We start from the raw sequence: 17,011 nt of genomic DNA on the forward strand, positions 1-17,011 counted from the left end.
ACAGAGGATTGATCATTATTTCCCGGCAAATACAGATGTCGAGTGTTGCGGGTGACGGGCAGTCGGGTCCACAAGTTGCTTCACTTGATTGATGGCAATTGGTGCTTCACCAAAACCTGTCGCAATCAGCTTCACTTTTCCTTCGTATGTGGCGATATCACCACAAGCGAAGATCCCGGCAACTGTAGTTTCCATGCGTGAGTCGACACGGATCGTGTTCTTCTCAAATTCCATTCCCCAGTTCTTGATTGGGCCAAGAGATGACACGAATCCGTAGTTACAAATCAAATCATCGATCTCAACGATTTTCGACTCGCCGTCCTTATCCGTCAATTCAACAGATTCGATGTGTGTCTCACCTGAGAGTGACTCGATGTTGTACGGCGTTAGGACATTAATCGTCGATGCCTTCATTTGTTCGACCGTATGTTCGTGAGCACGGAAACGGTCACGGCGGTGGACGATGTGTACTTCTTTCGCGATTCCTTCGAGCATGAGTGCCCAGTCGACAGCAGAGTCGCCACCACCGGCAATCATGACGCGGCGATCACGGAATTTCTCCATGTTGTCGACAAAGTAATGAAGGTTTGCGTAATCTTCGCAACCGTCAAGACCGAGTGGACGAGCCGAGAAGGCACCGTTTCCAGCAGTGATGATGACCGCTTTCGTATGGTACTCTTCTTTATTTGTCGTCAAAACGAACGTGCCGTCCTCGAGACGTTCCACCGTCTCAACTGTTTCGCCGAGGCGGTAGTCTTGCTCGAATTGATCAGCCTGTGCTTTTAATTGATCAATCAAATCCTGTGCTTTCACTTTCGGGAAACCAGCGATATCGTAAATATATTTTTCAGGATAGAGCGTTGACAATTGACCGCCGAGTTGCGGTAAACTTTCAATCAACGTCGTATCGAGTTGGCGCATGCCTGCGTAAAATGCGGTGAACAATCCAACCGGACCTCCACCGATGATGATTACATCTTTCGTCGTCTTCATCGAATTCCTCCTCAAAGCGTATACATTTATTATAGAGAGTTTATTGAATTAAATCCATTCAGTACAAACATGCAACACTTTCAAAAAAAATTCAAGAAGATAAGCTTTTCCATTGAGAATTCAAATTAAAGAGCGTACAATGAAACAGAAGCAATTGTGAACAGATGTTGAACAAGAATAGGCTTTATTGTGAACATCTATGTGAAGAAACACACAACATAGTTGTTCAAAAAAACAAAACTTTAAACAAGGTGGAAATGAACATGAAACGACCTAACATTGTTATTCTTGGCGCGGGCTTTGGCGGACTCATCACAGCCGTCAACCTTCAAAAGACACTCGCTGCAGGTGACGCGAACATCACGCTCATCAACAAGCATGATTATCACTACCAAACAACTTGGCTTCACGAACCAGCTGCTGGAACGATGAACCCAGACCAAGCACGCATTTACATTAACGACATTGTGAACCCGTCACGTGTGAAACTTGTCAAAGGGATCGTCGATCGCGTCGATACTGCTGCGAAACAAGTCACGCTTGAAGATGGTTCTGTCGTCGAATACGACTATGTTGTCATCGGCCTCGGCGGTGTACCGGAAACATTCGGTATCCCAGGCTTGAAAGAAAATGCCATGACAATTAGCTCATTGAACAGTGTTCGTAAAATTAAAGAGCACATCGAGTACTCATTCGCTCAATATAAAACAAACGGTTCTTCTGACAACTCGTTCGTGACGATTGTTGTCGGTGGTGCTGGATTTACAGGAATCGAATTCCTCGGTGAAATCGTCAACCGAATCCCTGAGCTTTGCAAACAGTATGATGTTCCACGCGAAGCGGTTCGTATCGTCAACATTGAAGCGGCGCCAACGGTTCTTCCAGGTTTCGACCCGGAACTCACAACATACGCACAGAAATGGTTGGAGCGTAACGGTGTCGAGATGAAACTCGGTAACGGAATCAAAGGTGTCGAGCCAGGTGTCGTCACATTCGGTCCACTCCAAGGTGACACGACGGAGACAATCCGTGCCAACACAATCATTTGGACAGGTGGCGTAAGTGGTAGCCCAATCATCGAAAAATCAGGATTTGAAGCGGTTCGTAACCGTGTCATGGTGGAAGCGGACAACCGTGCACCAGGTCACGACAACGTCTTCATCATCGGTGACTGCTCGGCAGTCATGGACCCTGCATCAAACCGTCCGTATCCACCGACGGCACAAATCGCAACACAACAAGCGCACAACGTTGCGAAAAACATCGCTGCGCTCATCAATGGCAAATCGACTTCGAAGTTCACTTACGAGAGCAAAGGAACAGTCGCTTCGCTCGGTCATAACGATGGAATCGGAATCGTCATGGGTAAAAAAATCTTCGGTCGTAACGCTTCATTCATGAAGAAAGTCATCGACAACAAACACTTCATCGAATTGAAAAAATACGGACTCGTCCTCAAAAAAGGGAAGTTCTAATTTTCGATTAACGTACGGCTCGTTCTGATTCTGAACGAGCTGTTTTCTTTCGAAATTGTCATAGGAAGTTCTTTGACCACGTCGGTCGGAATTTTGTATAATGGAGAGCGGACAAGGGGGACATCACATGCATATTATCCAAGCAGTCATTGGGGCCGTCTTATATATGACGATTTTCTTCAGTATCGGCTTCATCTTGAATATGTTACTTAAAAAGACATGGACACTCGTGTTCATTTATCCGATTTTTGTCATCATGATGATTGATAATGTCAAACTTTCGAGTTACGTGACCGAGACGTCAACTGCACTCACGGGGATCTATGAAGGACTCGTCGGATTGCAACTTCTCGATTTGTTCATGCTCGGTTTCGGGTTGCTCGGAGCAATCTTGGCTGGCGTGACGATTCGTTTCTTACGGAAGAGCGGTTATTCAATGTTTTAAATGGCGACAGAAATGTTCGCCTTTTTTTGTTTTGTCCCTACTTTTTTAGGGCATGAACCGATATACTAGATAGCGAAACGATTTTTAGTAAGGGATGCGATGCGAATGACATTACCGATGTATACGATCAAAAAAGTGTTGAATAATAGCGTTGTCATTTGTCAACATGATACGGATCCGGAAGTCATTCTACTCGGGAAGGGAATTGGCTTTGGTAAAAAACCAGGCGACCTCGTCGACCCGGCCAGCGTCCCGGAGAAAGTGTATCAACTGACAGATAAAGAAGAACAGTCGCAGTATCAAGAGCTCGTCAAACATGTCGATGAGGATTTTATTGCGTTCATGCAAGAGATCGTCGGCTTCATCGAGACGAGTACGGGTAAAAAAGTCGATGAGCACATTCATATCGGCTTGACCGACCATTTGTTCTTCACGATGAAACGAATCGAGCAAGGGATGGAAGTGACGAATCCGTTTTTACTTGAGACGGAATCGCTTTATCCAAACGAGTTTGCGCTCGCGGAACGAATCGTCGATATGTTCCATGAACGATTGAATGTACTTCTTCCGGATGCGGAGACTGGATTTATCGCGCTGCACATCCACTCGGCGACGACGTTCAAAAATGTCCTTGAAGTGAATCGTCACAATCAAATCATTGGACAAATCGTCCAGACGATTGAGAGTCATTTGAACGTAAAAATGGACCGAACTTCACTCGATTATAAGCGCTTACTTCGGCACTTACGGTATGCCGTTGAGCGGGTTGCGACGGGGGAGATGGTCGAGGCACCACAAAAAATTGAAAAGGTGTTGCGTGACGAATATCCGCTATGCTATAGTACTGCTTGGGAGCTGATGGGTATCATGGAACGCGAGTTAAAGCGTCCCGTCCCACGAGGTGAAGCGACATATTTGACGATTCATCTCCAGCGCCTAACAAGTAGATAAATGATACCACGTGTCTTACGTGTTACTGATTCGATCAGGCATGAGTAAGGAGTGGAACGTTATATGATGTCTCCATTGGGAGAGGTCTACGTTCTATCCTTATTCATGCCTTTTCTGTTTTTATAAACGTGATTTATGAAAACGTTTAGATACGTCGGTTGTCTGACATCTCCACCGCTATCATATTGTTTATACGTACTTAAAAAAAGGAGGAAATGTTGATGTTTAAGCAGATCTTTGGTGTTCTTCAAAAAGTCGGTAAAGCACTTATGCTTCCTGTTGCGATCTTGCCGGCAGCCGGTCTTCTTCTTGCATTCGGTAACGCAATGCAAAACCCACAACTTACATCACGCGCTGGTTGGTTAACAAACGAAGGCGTCGTGAAATTCGCTCAATTGATGGAGCAAGCAGGTGGAATCATCTTCTCGAACTTGGCACTCTTGTTCGCAGTCGGTGTCGCCATCGGTTTAGCAGGTGACGGTGTAGCCGGACTTGCAGCAATCGTTGGATTCTTGATCATGAACAAAGTGATGGGTGTTTGGCTCGAACTCACACCTGAAGTGTTAGCTCAAGGTGACCCTGCTTACGCGAACGTACTCGGTATCCCAACGCTCCAAACAGGGGTATTCGGAGGGATCATCATGGGTCTCATCGCCGCATGGGCCTATAACAAGTACTTCAATATCGAATTGCCACAGTTCCTTGGGTTCTTCGCTGGTAAACGTTTCGTTCCAATCGTAACAGCAGTTGCAGCCGTCGTTGCTGGTTTCGTTTTACTATTGGTCTGGCCACCAGTTCAACACGGATTGAACTCATTCTCTAACTTCATGTTGAATGAAAACCGTACATTTGCAGCGTTCATCTTCGGTTTAATCGAACGTTCATTGATTCCATTCGGTCTTCACCACATCTTCTACTCACCGTTCTGGTTTGAATTCGGTTCATACACAGATGCAGCGGGTAACGTTGTACGTGGTGACCAAGCGATCTTCTTCGCACAAATTCGTGACGGCGCTGAATTGACGGCAGGTACGTTCATGACTGGTAAATTCCCGTTCATGATGTTCGGTCTTCCAGCAGCAGCACTCGCAATGTATCACGAAGCACGTCCTGAGCGTAAAGCGGTTGTCGGTGGTCTCTTAGCTTCTGCTGCCCTTACATCGTTCTTGACTGGTATCACAGAACCAATCGAGTTCTCATTCTTGTTCGTAGCACCACTTCTCTTCGCAGTACACGCAGTATTTGCAGGTCTTTCGTTCATGACGATGCACCTCTTGAACGTTAAGATCGGGATGACGTTCTCAGGTGGTTTGATCGACTTCTTGCTCTTCGGTGTTCTTCCAGGTCGTACGGCTTGGTGGCTCGTCATTCCAGTCGGTCTCGTGTTCGCGGTTGTTTACTACTTCGGATTCCGCTTCGTTATCCGTAAGTTCAACCTTAAAACACCAGGTCGTGAAGATGAGGTTGTTGAACAATCAACAGCTACTGGTTCGGAACTTGCACAAGATATCCTCGTCGGTCTTGGTGGCTCACAAAACATCAAGCACCTCGATGCATGTATCACACGTCTTCGTGTCGAAGTTAAAGACAAAGCAAACGTAAACAAAGATGAGTTGAAACGCCTTGGCGCTTCTGGTGTCCTTGAAGTTGGTAACAACATTCAAGCAATCTTCGGACCACGTTCGGATGCATTGAAATCAGAAATTCAAGCGGTTATCGCTTCAGGTAACGAAAAGAAAGCAAACTAATCCTCATCTAGACCAATCCTTCGGGGTTGGTCTTTTTCTTTTATATGAAACGGTTTCATCCAAACGTTAGAGGGAAAAAGTAAGTATTCTGACAAAGGAGGGAACCATGATGTGGAAGAAAGTGTTTGGCGTTTTACAACGGATCGGGAAAGCACTCATGCTTCCGGTTGCGATCTTACCGGCAGCCGGTCTTCTCTTGGCGTTTGGTACCGCATTCCAAAACCCGGACCTCGTTGAATTGCTCCCGTTTCTGGCAAATGACTCACTTGTCCTGATTTGGCAAGTCATGACAGATGCCGGGGACATCGTCTTCGCGAACTTAGGGTTACTGTTTGCCGTCGGGGTCGCAATCGGCCTGGCGAACGGGGATGGGGTTGCTGGTCTAGCAGCCATTGTCGGTTATTTGATTATGAACAAAGTCATCAGTACGTGGAACGGGATTACCGCGGAAATCGCTCAAGGCGACCCGCAGTATGCGTCTGTTCTCGGTATCCCGACACTCCAAATGGGGGTATTCGGGGGTATCATCGCAGGTCTTGTTGCAGCCTATGCGTACAACAAGTATTTCAACATCAAGTTGCCAGATTTCTTAGGATTCTTTGCCGGGAAGCGGTTCGTCCCGATTGCGACGGCCGCATTCAGTTTGATTATCGGGATTGCGCTCGCGTATATATGGCCACCGATCGGGAATGCGATCAATACGTTCTCAAGTACGGTCATCGAGTCTAACGTTGCCTTATCAGCATTCATCTTTGGATTGGTAGAACGTTCCTTGATTCCGTTCGGTCTTCACCATATTTGGTATTCTCCGTTCTGGTTCCAATTCGGGGAATATACGAACCAAGCCGGTGATCTCGTACAAGGGGACCAACGGATCTTCTTTGCGCAACTACGTGACGGTGTCGAGTTCACAGCCGGTACGTACATGACCGGGAAATTCCCGTTCATGATGTTCGGGTTACCTGCTGCCTGTCTCGCCATGTTCCACACGGTTCCAAAAGAACGTCGAAAAGACGTCGAAGGTCTCTATTTTTCAGCTGCCCTTACGTCATTCTTGACAGGGATCACAGAACCAATCGAGTTCTCGTTTGTCTTCGTCGCACCACTTCTCTTCGGAATTCACGCCGTCTTTGCGGGTCTTTCGTTCATGACGATGCATCTACTGAACGTCAAGATCGGGATGACATTCTCTGGCGGTCTCATTGACTACCTTCTCTTCGGAGTCTTGCCGAACCGAACCGCCTGGTGGCTCGTCATTCCGGTCGGACTCGTCTTTGCGGTCATCTATTACTTCGGATTCCGCTTTGCCATTACGAAATTCGACCTGAAAATCCCTGGACGTGACGTTCAGACCGGAGCGAAAGGGGACAAAACAGGTATTGGGGACGACTTGCCATATGAAGTGCTCGTCGGACTCGGTGGTCCTGAAAACATTAAACATTTGGATGCTTGTATCACGCGACTTCGTGTTACGGTCAATGATGTCAAACAAGTCGACAAAGACCTCCTGAAAACACTTGGTGCTGCCGGTGTCCTTGAAGTAGGGGATAACATTCAGGCCATCTTTGGACCGAAGTCGGATACGCTCAAATCACAAATCGCGACCATCATCGAAGGTGGTGAGTATAAACCGAAAGAAAAAGTTGAAAAAGCGGTGATTACACCGGAAGCGGCTGAACAAGCTGATCATCGCTTCCTCGCTCCGATGTCAGGTGTATTGTTGTCACTTGATGATGTACCAGATCAAGTCTTCTCTGGTCGGATGATGGGAGAAGGATTTGCGATTGAACCGAGTTCGGGTCAGGTCGTTTCGCCGGTGACGGGTCAAATCACGACATTCTTCCCAACGAAACATGCGATCGGTATCTTGGCTGACGATGGACGTGAACTACTGATTCATGTTGGTCTCGATACGGTCAATTTGAAAGGGGAAGGATTTACTGCGAAAGTAGAAGAGGGTGCTCGAGTCGAAGCGGGAGATGTTCTTCTCGAAGTCGATCTCAACGCGATTCGAGATAAAGTACCATCACTCATCACACCAATCATTTGGACGAACGGAGACGGAAAAGTCGTCGTCGTACCGTTCGGTGAGACGGTCGTCGCAGGAGAAGCGCTCGACTTTAGAGCCGATGATAGAGGTCCAGAATAACCAACTCTCACACGCCGCTCCAATAATGGGGCGGCTCTTTTTGTGTAGTTACTTCAATGTGCCTTATTCCGGAAAGTGAGAATCCCTTTTATAGTGAAGAAGAATTCTCACGAAAGAAGGGGTACAAATGAAACAATCTATAGAGTTGAATCACAGTCAGAAAGCCATTCCTACCATCGGACTTGGCGTCTTTAAAGTAGAGGACGGAGATACGGTCATCGATGCCGTCGTGGAAGCGATTCGTCAAGGATACCGCCACATCGATACGGCAGCTGTTTATGAGAACGAGGAAGGTGTCGGAATCGGAATTCGAAAAGGAATGGAGATGGCGAATATTTCCCGGGATGATTTGTTCATCACATCAAAACTTTGGAACGCCGATCAAGGATATGACTCAGCCATCGCCGCGTATGAAGCTTCACTCGAACGCCTCGGCTTAGAATAATTGGATTTATATTTGATCCATTGGCCGGTGGAAGACAAAATCGTTGACTCTTGGCGCGCCATTGAACAATTATATCGCGAAGGACGTGTCGGAGCGGTCGGAGTGAGTAACTTCCAGATTCATCACCTTGAGACATTGGCTGCAAACAGTGAACTCGTTCCAGCCGTGAACCAAGTCGAGCGGCATCCGTTGCTACGTCAAACGGAATTAGCATCGTATATGGCCGAGCATGGCATCGTACCGGTCGCTTGGGCACCGCTCATGCAAGGTGGATTGTTCGAAGATCCGACGTTAGTTACAATCGCGAAAGAAGTGGAACGTTCTGTCGCTCAAGTGATATTGCGCTGGCACCTTCAGACAGGGTGGGTCATCATTCCGAAGTCGGTCAAATCGCATCGAATCGAAGAAAACTTCAGCCTGCATGATTTTGAATTGAGCAAAGAACAAATGGAACGGATCGACGCACTCGACCAACATAAACGTGTCGGTCCAGACCCGGACGACTTCGATTTTTAAATAGTATGTAAAAAAAGTCCTTCTCTCGCTCGAGAGAAGGACTTTTGACGTTATTTTTTAATGTCAAACTTTTCGCTAAGGAAGTTCACGACTTCTTCAGCTGTGTCCATGTTGAGGACTTCGTTGACGATCGATTCTGTTTCTGTCTTCGTCAAGCGCTTCACGAGGCTACGTGCACGAAGGACGCTTGAAGCTGACATCGAGAATTCATCGAGTCCAAGACCGAGAAGGATTGGAATCGCAAGTTCTTCTCCAGCCATCTCTCCACACATACCGACCCATTTGCCAGCTTTGTGTGCTTCTGTGATGACGTTATGGAGAAGGTTCAAGATGGCAGGGTTGAACGGTTGGTACAAGTAAGATACTTTTTCGTTCATGCGGTCAGCCGCCATCGTGTATTGAATCAAGTCGTTTGTACCGACTGAGAAGAAGTCGACTTCTTTTGCGAATTGTTTCGCCATGACAGCTGTAGATGGAATTTCAACCATCATACCTGTTTCATATTGACCGACTTCGATTCCTTCTTCTTTCAACTTCGCTTCTTCTTCAAGAAGAATAGCTTTCGCTGCGCGGAACTCCTCAAGTGTCGCAATCATTGGGAACATGATCGCGAGGTTACCGTGAGCTGATGCGCGGAGAAGGGCACGAAGTTGTGTGCGGAACAAATCTGTTTCCTCGAGGCAAAGGCGAATCGCACGATAGCCGAGGAACGGGTTCATCTCTTTCGGGAGGTCGAGGTAAGACAATTCTTTGTCGCCACCGATATCGAGTGTACGGATGACAACTTGCTTGCCTTCCATACCTTCAAGAACCGTTTTGTATGCTGTGTACTGCTCTTCTTCTGTCGGGAATGTTTCAGAGTCCATGTACAAGAACTCTGTACGATAAAGACCGATTGCATCTGAACCGTTTTTCAAGACGCCTTCTAAGTCGTTTGGCGTTCCGATGTTCGCTGCAAGCTTCACTTTATGACCGTCAGCAGTGACAGACTCTTCGTTGACGAGGTCACCGTTTTTGATTTTTTCAAGGGCCACTTTCGTACCAACGACCGCTGGAATTTCGAGTGAACGTGACATGATGGCAGAGTGAGACGTACGTCCACCGATGTTTGTTGCGAACCCTTTGACGTATTTACGGTTGAGTTGTGCCGTGTCTGAAGGCGTCAAGTCTTCAGCGATGATGATCACTTCTTCTGAGATTGATGCAGGTGTCACGAATGTCACCCCAAGAATGTGTGCCAAAACACGTTTTGTCACGTCACGAACGTCAGCTGCACGTTCGCGCATGTATTCGTTGTCCATCGATTCGAAAATCATGATCATCGTCTGTGCGACTTCATCAAGTGCTTTCGCAGCGTTCATGTTTTCGCTTTCAATTTTATCGTTCACTTGCGAAACGATTTCTGGATCCTCAACGATTAAAAGGTGAGCTGAGAAAATCTCGGCTTTGTCTGGACCAAGTTCACGAAGCGTGTGCTCGCGGATTTCTTCAAGCTCCGTTTTAGATTGTGCGATTGCATCTTGGAAACGTGCCTTTTCTGCAGCGACATCTTCAATCTTGTGTGTTGGGATATCGAATGAAGGTGTCTCCATGACGAATGCTTTTGCAACTGCAATCCCTGCAGATGCACCAATACCTTTAATGTGTGACATAAGCGTAGTCCCTCTTTTCAAAGAAATAGTGTACTTTCCTGCCTCGTTACTTCATACCCGAAAAGAAAAAAGAATTAACGAGAACGAAGAAAGTTAAAGTAGCAACGGTCTACGACTAGGGGAAGCCTCGACCAGTCAAATTGGCCTCACTTCACGATGAAGAGAAGCCCGATTGCGTACTTTCTTATCCTATCATAAAATAAAACAACGTCACAACGAGGAGATAGCCCACGAATTCGAAGATTTCTTGACTCTTACGCATACTATTTCATTATTTTGGAGAAGTTCGCTATGCTTACCATATATAAAGAAGGGAAGTGGCAAGATGTATCAAATTGCTCAATTAAATTGGACAGATTCATATGACACGATGATTGTTGGAATCGGTGCGGCCGATTCAATCGACGAAGGGCTCGACACATTGTTCGGTGGACGAGTGAAAGCACTCATTCAATCAGGAGACCTTTCGACGAAAACAGGAGAAGTGACGTTATTGCCGACGTTCGCAGGGGAAACGGCACGCGTCTTGTTTGTCGGACTTGGTCAACGAAACGACGTCACGACAGAGAATGTTCGGAACTGGTTTGGGAAAGTAGCGAAACTCGTCCACGCGCGTGGACTAAAGGACGTCGCAGTCGCACTCGACACGTTCACAAACGACGCGGCTCGCATTTTCGCAGAAGCATTTGAAATGGCGACGTATGCTCATCCTACATACAAGTCAGAGCCGAAACAAACGGTCGAAGAGCCAAACATCACACTTCTTGGGGATGTGTCACAAGAAGACATCGATGCGGGTGTCGCTTATGGAAAAGGGGTCAATGTCGCCCGAACGTTGACGATGATGCCGGCTAATATTTTGACAGCAGAGACGTTGGCGGATTATGCGGTAGAATTAGCGAAACGCCATGATTTCAAATACCGAGTGTTAGAAAAAGAAGAAATGGAAGGGCTCGGAATGGGTGCACTCCTCGCCGTAAACCAAGGCTCGACGATCCCGCCGAAATTGATCGTGTTGGAATATCGTGGTGCAGAGGAAGAAGCTCCGATTGCGGTTGTCGGAAAAGGCGTCACGTTCGATACAGGTGGCTATTCAATCAAGCCGAAAGACGGCATCGTCGGAATGAAAGGCGATATGGGTGGTGCGGCTACTGTCCTCGGACTATTCGAGACACTCGGACGCACACGACCGAATAAAAACGTCATCGGAATCATCGGTGCGACAGACAATATGATTTCAGGCGATGCCTTCAAACCGGATGATGTCATCACGGCGATGAACGGCAAAACGATCGAAGTACTCAACACAGATGCGGAAGGGCGCCTCGTTCTAGCGGATGCTGTTACGTTTGCGAAAACGTATGAGCCAAAAGCGATCATCGATGTAGCTACGCTAACAGGTGGTGTACTCGTCGCACTCGGTACGGACGTGACGGGCTGTCTGACGAACGATGACACACTCTATCGCTCTCTAGAAGAAGCTAGTCGCGAGACGAATGAGCTCGTTTGGCAAATGCCATACTTTGATGTGTTCATCGACAAAGTGAGAAAATCAGAAGTAGCCGACTTGAACAACTCACCTGGTCGGTTCGGTCACATGATTTTCGGTGGAGCGTTTGTTGGCGAGTTTGTAGGCGATACACCGTGGCTTCACCTCGATATCGCAGGAACGAGCGAACGTGCGGCAGCGTACGACCTCGGCCCGAAAGGCCCGACTGGTGTAATGGTCCGAACGCTTGCACGGATGATTGAAACGTGGGAGCGCTAAGAGCGCTCCTCTTGATCGGTTTGGCGATTCTGTGTGGCTTTGCGTACACGGTTTGGCCGAACCGAATCTGGTTAGGGTGTACAGTATTTCTCGCCGTCTTCGGCGTGTTGATGATGTTACAGGAGGTACGACATGGTAGGAGTAGGAATTGACGGCGCACGCGGAGGTTGGGTGCGCATCACATACGATAGCATTTCCTTATGTTTGACGATTTCGGAAACGCTAGAGGAGTTGCTCATTGACGGTGCGATGCATTTCGTGGATATGCCGAAAGATTTAGGGACGGTCGACCATCCGAGTCGAGCGTGTGACGCGTGGATGCGGAGCCAACTTGTCGAGCGGAAATCGTCCGTTTTCATCCCGCCGATTCAAGAAGTACTTCATGAAGCGACATACGAGGAAGCGAACAAACGAAGTCGAACGTTGATTGATAAAGGGATCAGCAAACAGGCTTGGCATTTGGTTCCGCGTATCCGTGAGTTCCAGCATGTGTTAGCGGAGAACGTTTACGAATCTCACCCAGAAGTATGCTTCTCGGTCATGATGGGGCATGAGGCAAGTCATTCCAAAAAGACAGTCGAAGGGCAGGATGAGCGAATCGAGTTACTTCGAAAATACTCGAAAAGCTCTCCATGGAAATGGAAAATGTCGAACGTCCAAATCGATGATATTATTGATGCTTGCATCTTGGCAGTGGCCGCCTATGAAGCGGGGACGAGTGGTCTTTCGTTACACCCGGCTGAAGCGAATGAGCCGAAAGTAGCTGTACCTCAAATGAAAGAAGAGCGATGAAATGTTGATTTCATCGCTCTTTTGCTGTCGTGGCGGTCGGACCGACGACGAACCGCCACATATAATGAAAGACTTTAGCGTTGTATACAGCCTTTAGTAGTACGGCGAGTACGGGACCTAAGATGAAGCCGAATACACCGAATAGTTTTAGACCGACAAAAATCGAGATGAGTGCGGCAAGCGGATTCAACCCGATGTGGGAACCAACAATCTTCGGTTCAGCCAAGTTTCGTTGAACGATGACGATGATATATAGCACAATCAATCCGATGGCGACGAACCAATCGCCCGATACTGCGGCATAGGCGGCCCACGGAATGAGTAGTGTACCGACACCTAAATAAGGTAAAAGGTCGAAGAACCCTGCGAGTAAAGCGAATGAGAGCGGATTGTCGACGCGGAGAATAAACATACCGATGAGTACGATTCCGAATGTGATAGAAATGAGCGTAAGTTGTGCTCGAACGTAACCGAATAGTGCGGACTTTAGGTTGATCATCACTTCCTCGAACTCTTTAAATCCTTTGCGTTTATTCAAGCGATTTAGAGAGGTCACGTAGGACGGCCAGTCTTTCGTAATAAAGAACCAGGCGAGCACAATGACGACGACAAGCAGCAGGACGAGTGGGAGTGCTGCCAACATGCCTTGTAGGACACTTGCCACACCACGGGATAAAACACCGATTGCGGCCGCGAGTTGGACACCGAGCTCTGTGATGCCGCCTTCTAATGAAGTCGTCTGTCCAGGATTCAATTGTTGATAGCTCTCGTACGCATCGTTGACGAGTGGTGCAATCTTTTCGTTGAACAAGCGCTGGACGTATTCAGTGAACGTTTGGATTTGTTCAGGAAGTCGCTCCGCTGCGATTGTCGCATAATGAATCAATTGGATGATGACGATGGTGATGATGCCGACGACGATACTGAGGACGATTAACAACGAGATGAGTGTCCCGAGCGCACGCGGCATGTTGGTTTTTCGTTCGAAAAAATTGACGAGTGGAACGGTCAAGAGAGATAAGAGTAGGGCAAACACGAAAGGATACGTATATTCGAAGAGGATGTTCAGTACCCATGTAATCAAAAATAAGCCGATTACGACAAGTACGAACCGAAGCAGTTGCCAAAGTCTTACCGAAGACATGAAAAACCCACCCTTTCCGGACAGTTAGATTGAGCATAGTATATCATGTAGACGGTAAATAAAGCAGAAAGATAGGTGAATGAACATGAGAGAGATTCAACAAAAAATTGATACGATGATTCTTCATTTGGGAGGCTACTGGAGACCGTTATCGGGGCTGGCACGATTGTTAGAAGAAGTAGGAGAAGTGGGAGGAGCGATGCGGAGAGGAACAGCGGAGGAGTTAAAAGAAGAACTGCTCGATGTGCTCGTCATTTCCACGTGTCTCGCGAACCAGTATGCCATTTCACTTCAACAACCAGAAGCGAATGTAAGAGAAGTGACGAAAGAACAGTTATATTTTCAAATCGTAGAAGAGGCCGGAGAAGTGGCGAGGATATTGAATGCTTACGAAGGAGATAAAAAGCTGAAGCCGAATCGCCAAGGAGAGTCATTACAGTTGCATATCGAGCAACTGCAACGTGCCGTGATTTCTTTAGGGGAGCAGTGCAACTATCAATTGTTTGACTCATTGTATGCATTGATTGATGAAAAATCGACACGTGACTTCGGACGTTTCGATCATACACCCGATCCGATTACGGAAACTTCCGTCAGAATTTATGTAACGTATCAGTCTGGACGCTATTGGGGTGGGATTGACCCTAAACCTTTTGAGCGATTTGACCGATATATGGAGAAAGAGAAACATATGGAACGCTTTTTGAAAATTGCTCATATTGAGGGACTTGATGGATTTGTCATCAAGTTGGATCGAGATGGACTAATTGTTCCTGAAAATGTTGAAAAAGACTTAAACTTACCTAGTGATTTCAAGGTAACTGTTGAGGCATACAATAATCAAGGTTTTGTCGTCATTCGTCCAAAGTTATAAAAAACATAAAAAAGATAAATCATTTATCTCTTTTTCTAAAAAGAAAGTATCGACTATTTTAATATTTGCTAATATATTTCTAACAACCATTGTCAAAAGCTTTCAATGAAAGGAAAAGTGGATGAAAAAGAAATTATTTACATTCGTTATGTCGGTTTTTATCGTCTTTGCAAGCGTAGGGATTAATCAAGTTGAAGCGGCAACATATAATGGCAAAACATCTGTCAATTTAAATGTTCGTGTAAAACCAGATGTGAATGGAAAAGTGTACACAACACTAAAGAAAAACAGTAGTGTAAATTACGGTAACTACAATAGTAGTTGGGTAAAGGTATATCTGAATGGGAAAACATATTTTGCTTCGAAACGTTACATTGTTCCAATAAAGGCATCACAAATTAGCACAACTTCAACTGTCAAAACGACAAAAGGAGTAACAACAACAAACTTAAACGTCCGCACGTCCCCTAGTTTAAGTGGAAAAGTATATAAAACATTGAAGAAGAATACGAAAGTCGATTACGCGTCCCATAACTCATCGTGGGTCAAAGTGGTCATCAGTGGAAAAACATACTATGCTTCGAAGAAATATGTTAAGTCAGTAAGTACAAAACCTTCTTCATCAGTACCATCTACTCCGAAAGTGTTGAAAGGCATTTTGACGAGCAATTTAAATATTCGTACGTCCCCTAGTTTAAGTGGGAAAGTGTATAAGACACTGAAGAAGAACACAAAAGTTGATTACGCATCGTACAATTCATCGTGGGTCAAAGTGATGATAAGCGGGAGAACTTATTACGCGTCGAAAGCTTACATCAAACCTGTTACTACAGAAGTAAAAGTGACTAAGGTGACTGGTTATGCGAAAGAACCTTTGAAGCTCTACAGCAAAGCAGACCAAAAGTCGACAGTCGTCAACACGTTGCCAAGCAAAAAAGAAATTACTTATAGCAAGCATAATTCAGATTGGTCGATTGTCTACTTAGGTACAAAAACCTATTTCACCTTGACAAAATGGATTACTGTCGGGAAAGTTCCGGTTGAAAAGCCGGTAGAAGAAAAGATTCAAGGGTACGCATCACAAACACTCTCCTTATACAACCAATTATCAAGCAATGCGACTATTGTAAAAGAACTCCGAAAACACGAAAGTCTAACATATAGTAAAATCGATGAAAAGTGGATAAAAGTTTATATTGGATCGAACGTATATTATGCTGAGGCGAGTAAGGTTATCTCTGGGAAGCCGGATGTTGATTCTCTAGGTGTTATTTATGTGAACGTTCCGGGTGATGTACTTAATGTTCGTCAAGCTGCTTCCGTTAATTCGAAGCAAGTAGGGACATTAAAACATGGAACTGAGATTGAATATTACGGTACGGAAAGCGGATTTCATAAAATTAAACTTAATGGGCAATTCGCTTATATTTCTTCAGCATTCATAAAAACTTCTAAACCTGTTGCTTCATCAAACGCTGTTATCATTCTTGATCCAGGGCACGGTGGAAGGGATCCAGGTGCGGTTAATGGTTCACTTTATGAAAAAACAATCGTGTTAGATGTGACGAAGCGGGTGGAGGCATATCTTCGTTCGAAATACGGGTATACGGTACGCCTGACACGTTCGACAGATGTCTATTTGACACTCGAACAGCGTGTCGCTGCAGCGAAGTCGCTACGTGGCAACTTGTTCATCAGCATGCATGTCAATGCTTTAAATGTTTCTTCCGCAAAAGGGATGGAAACATACTACTCAACACGTTCAGCTCATAGTGCTCGTAGTCGCGTGTTGGCTTCAAATATTCAAAGTAACCTAGCTAGTAAGATGGGTGGGATGTCGAACCGTGGTGTGAAGACAGCAAATTATCACGTCATCACGTATAATACGATGCCATCTGCTCTCGTTGAGCTTGGATTCATTTCTTCTCCAACGGATTTGACGTATCTTCGCAGTGGCGCATCTCGTCAACGTATGGCAGAGGGTGTTGCGGAAGGAATCGCTAAATACGTACAAACCTATCATTAATTCGAAAAACCTTAGACGAACGTGTCTAAGGTT

At 46.1% G+C, this 17,011-nt stretch carries 11 protein-coding genes and 2 pseudogenes; 10 read left to right on the forward strand and 3 right to left on the reverse strand.

What is annotated here, in order from left to right; genetic code table 11:
- Positions 1-15: 15 nt before the first annotated feature.
- On the reverse strand, positions 16-993 hold the full coding sequence (locus AC5LIL_RS04790) for an NAD(P)/FAD-dependent oxidoreductase (RefSeq protein WP_074033516.1): 978 nt from the start codon (positions 991-993) through the stop codon (positions 16-18).
- 263 nt (positions 994-1,256) lie between these two features.
- Here AC5LIL_RS04790 and AC5LIL_RS04795 point away from each other — a divergent pair, with 263 nt between their 5' ends.
- The 6 genes and pseudogenes from AC5LIL_RS04795 to AC5LIL_RS04820 all read left to right on the forward strand — a co-directional run bounded on the left by AC5LIL_RS04795 (position 1,257) and on the right by AC5LIL_RS04820 (position 8,722).
- Positions 1,257-2,468 carry an NAD(P)/FAD-dependent oxidoreductase gene (locus AC5LIL_RS04795; protein WP_074033515.1) on the forward strand — a complete coding sequence of 404 codons (1,212 nt, stop codon included), beginning with the start codon at positions 1,257-1,259 and terminating at the stop codon, positions 2,466-2,468.
- A 127-nt stretch (positions 2,469-2,595) separates the two neighbouring features.
- Positions 2,596-2,913: a YuiB family protein gene (locus AC5LIL_RS04800; RefSeq protein ID WP_012726819.1), complete on the forward strand. Its 318-nt coding sequence runs from the start codon at positions 2,596-2,598 to the stop codon at positions 2,911-2,913.
- 105 nt (positions 2,914-3,018) lie between these two features.
- Complete coding sequence (glcT, locus tag AC5LIL_RS04805) at positions 3,019-3,864, forward strand: glucose PTS transporter transcription antiterminator GlcT (RefSeq protein ID WP_499825090.1); 846 nt, start codon at positions 3,019-3,021, stop codon at positions 3,862-3,864.
- A gap of 221 nt (positions 3,865-4,085) precedes the next feature.
- Positions 4,086-5,585: pseudogene (gene ptsG, locus AC5LIL_RS04810) on the forward strand (glucose-specific PTS transporter subunit IIBC); the annotation flags it as partial.
- 136 nt (positions 5,586-5,721) lie between these two features.
- Positions 5,722-7,761, forward strand: a complete 2,040-nt coding sequence (ptsG, locus tag AC5LIL_RS04815; protein WP_499825091.1) for a glucose-specific PTS transporter subunit IIBC — start codon at positions 5,722-5,724, stop codon at positions 7,759-7,761.
- Positions 7,762-7,888: 127 nt separating this feature from the next.
- A pseudogene (locus tag AC5LIL_RS04820) lies at positions 7,889-8,722 on the forward strand (aldo/keto reductase).
- A gap of 50 nt (positions 8,723-8,772) precedes the next feature.
- Here AC5LIL_RS04820 and ptsP read toward each other — a convergent pair.
- Positions 8,773-10,374 carry a phosphoenolpyruvate--protein phosphotransferase gene (gene ptsP / locus AC5LIL_RS04825; protein ID WP_499825093.1) on the reverse strand — a complete coding sequence of 534 codons (1,602 nt, stop codon included), beginning with the start codon at positions 10,372-10,374 and terminating at the stop codon, positions 8,773-8,775.
- 325 nt (positions 10,375-10,699) lie between these two features.
- On the opposite strand from ptsP, the gene AC5LIL_RS04830 reads away from it, so the two are divergent.
- Entirely contained in the window at positions 10,700-12,142 is a 1,443-nt protein-coding gene (locus tag AC5LIL_RS04830) for a leucyl aminopeptidase (RefSeq protein ID WP_499825094.1), read from the forward strand.
- 132 nt (positions 12,143-12,274) lie between these two features.
- Positions 12,275-12,934, forward strand: coding sequence for a DUF429 domain-containing protein (locus tag AC5LIL_RS04835; RefSeq protein WP_499825095.1), 660 nt, complete (start codon positions 12,275-12,277; stop codon positions 12,932-12,934).
- Positions 12,935-12,944: 10 nt separating this feature from the next.
- Here AC5LIL_RS04835 and ytvI read toward each other — a convergent pair whose 3' ends face one another.
- Complete coding sequence (ytvI, locus tag AC5LIL_RS04840) at positions 12,945-14,078, reverse strand: sporulation integral membrane protein YtvI (RefSeq protein WP_499825096.1); 1,134 nt, start codon at positions 14,076-14,078, stop codon at positions 12,945-12,947.
- An 85-nt stretch (positions 14,079-14,163) separates the two neighbouring features.
- On the opposite strand from ytvI, the gene AC5LIL_RS04845 reads away from it, so the two are divergent.
- Positions 14,164-14,952, forward strand: coding sequence for a MazG nucleotide pyrophosphohydrolase domain-containing protein (locus AC5LIL_RS04845; protein WP_499825097.1), 789 nt, complete (start codon positions 14,164-14,166; stop codon positions 14,950-14,952).
- A gap of 121 nt (positions 14,953-15,073) precedes the next feature.
- Positions 15,074-16,978 carry an N-acetylmuramoyl-L-alanine amidase gene (locus AC5LIL_RS04850; protein WP_499825099.1) on the forward strand — a complete coding sequence of 635 codons (1,905 nt, stop codon included), beginning with the start codon at positions 15,074-15,076 and terminating at the stop codon, positions 16,976-16,978.
- The last annotated feature ends 33 nt before the right edge of the window (positions 16,979-17,011 follow it).

It is taken from the genome of Exiguobacterium sp. RM11, assembly GCF_059821525.1.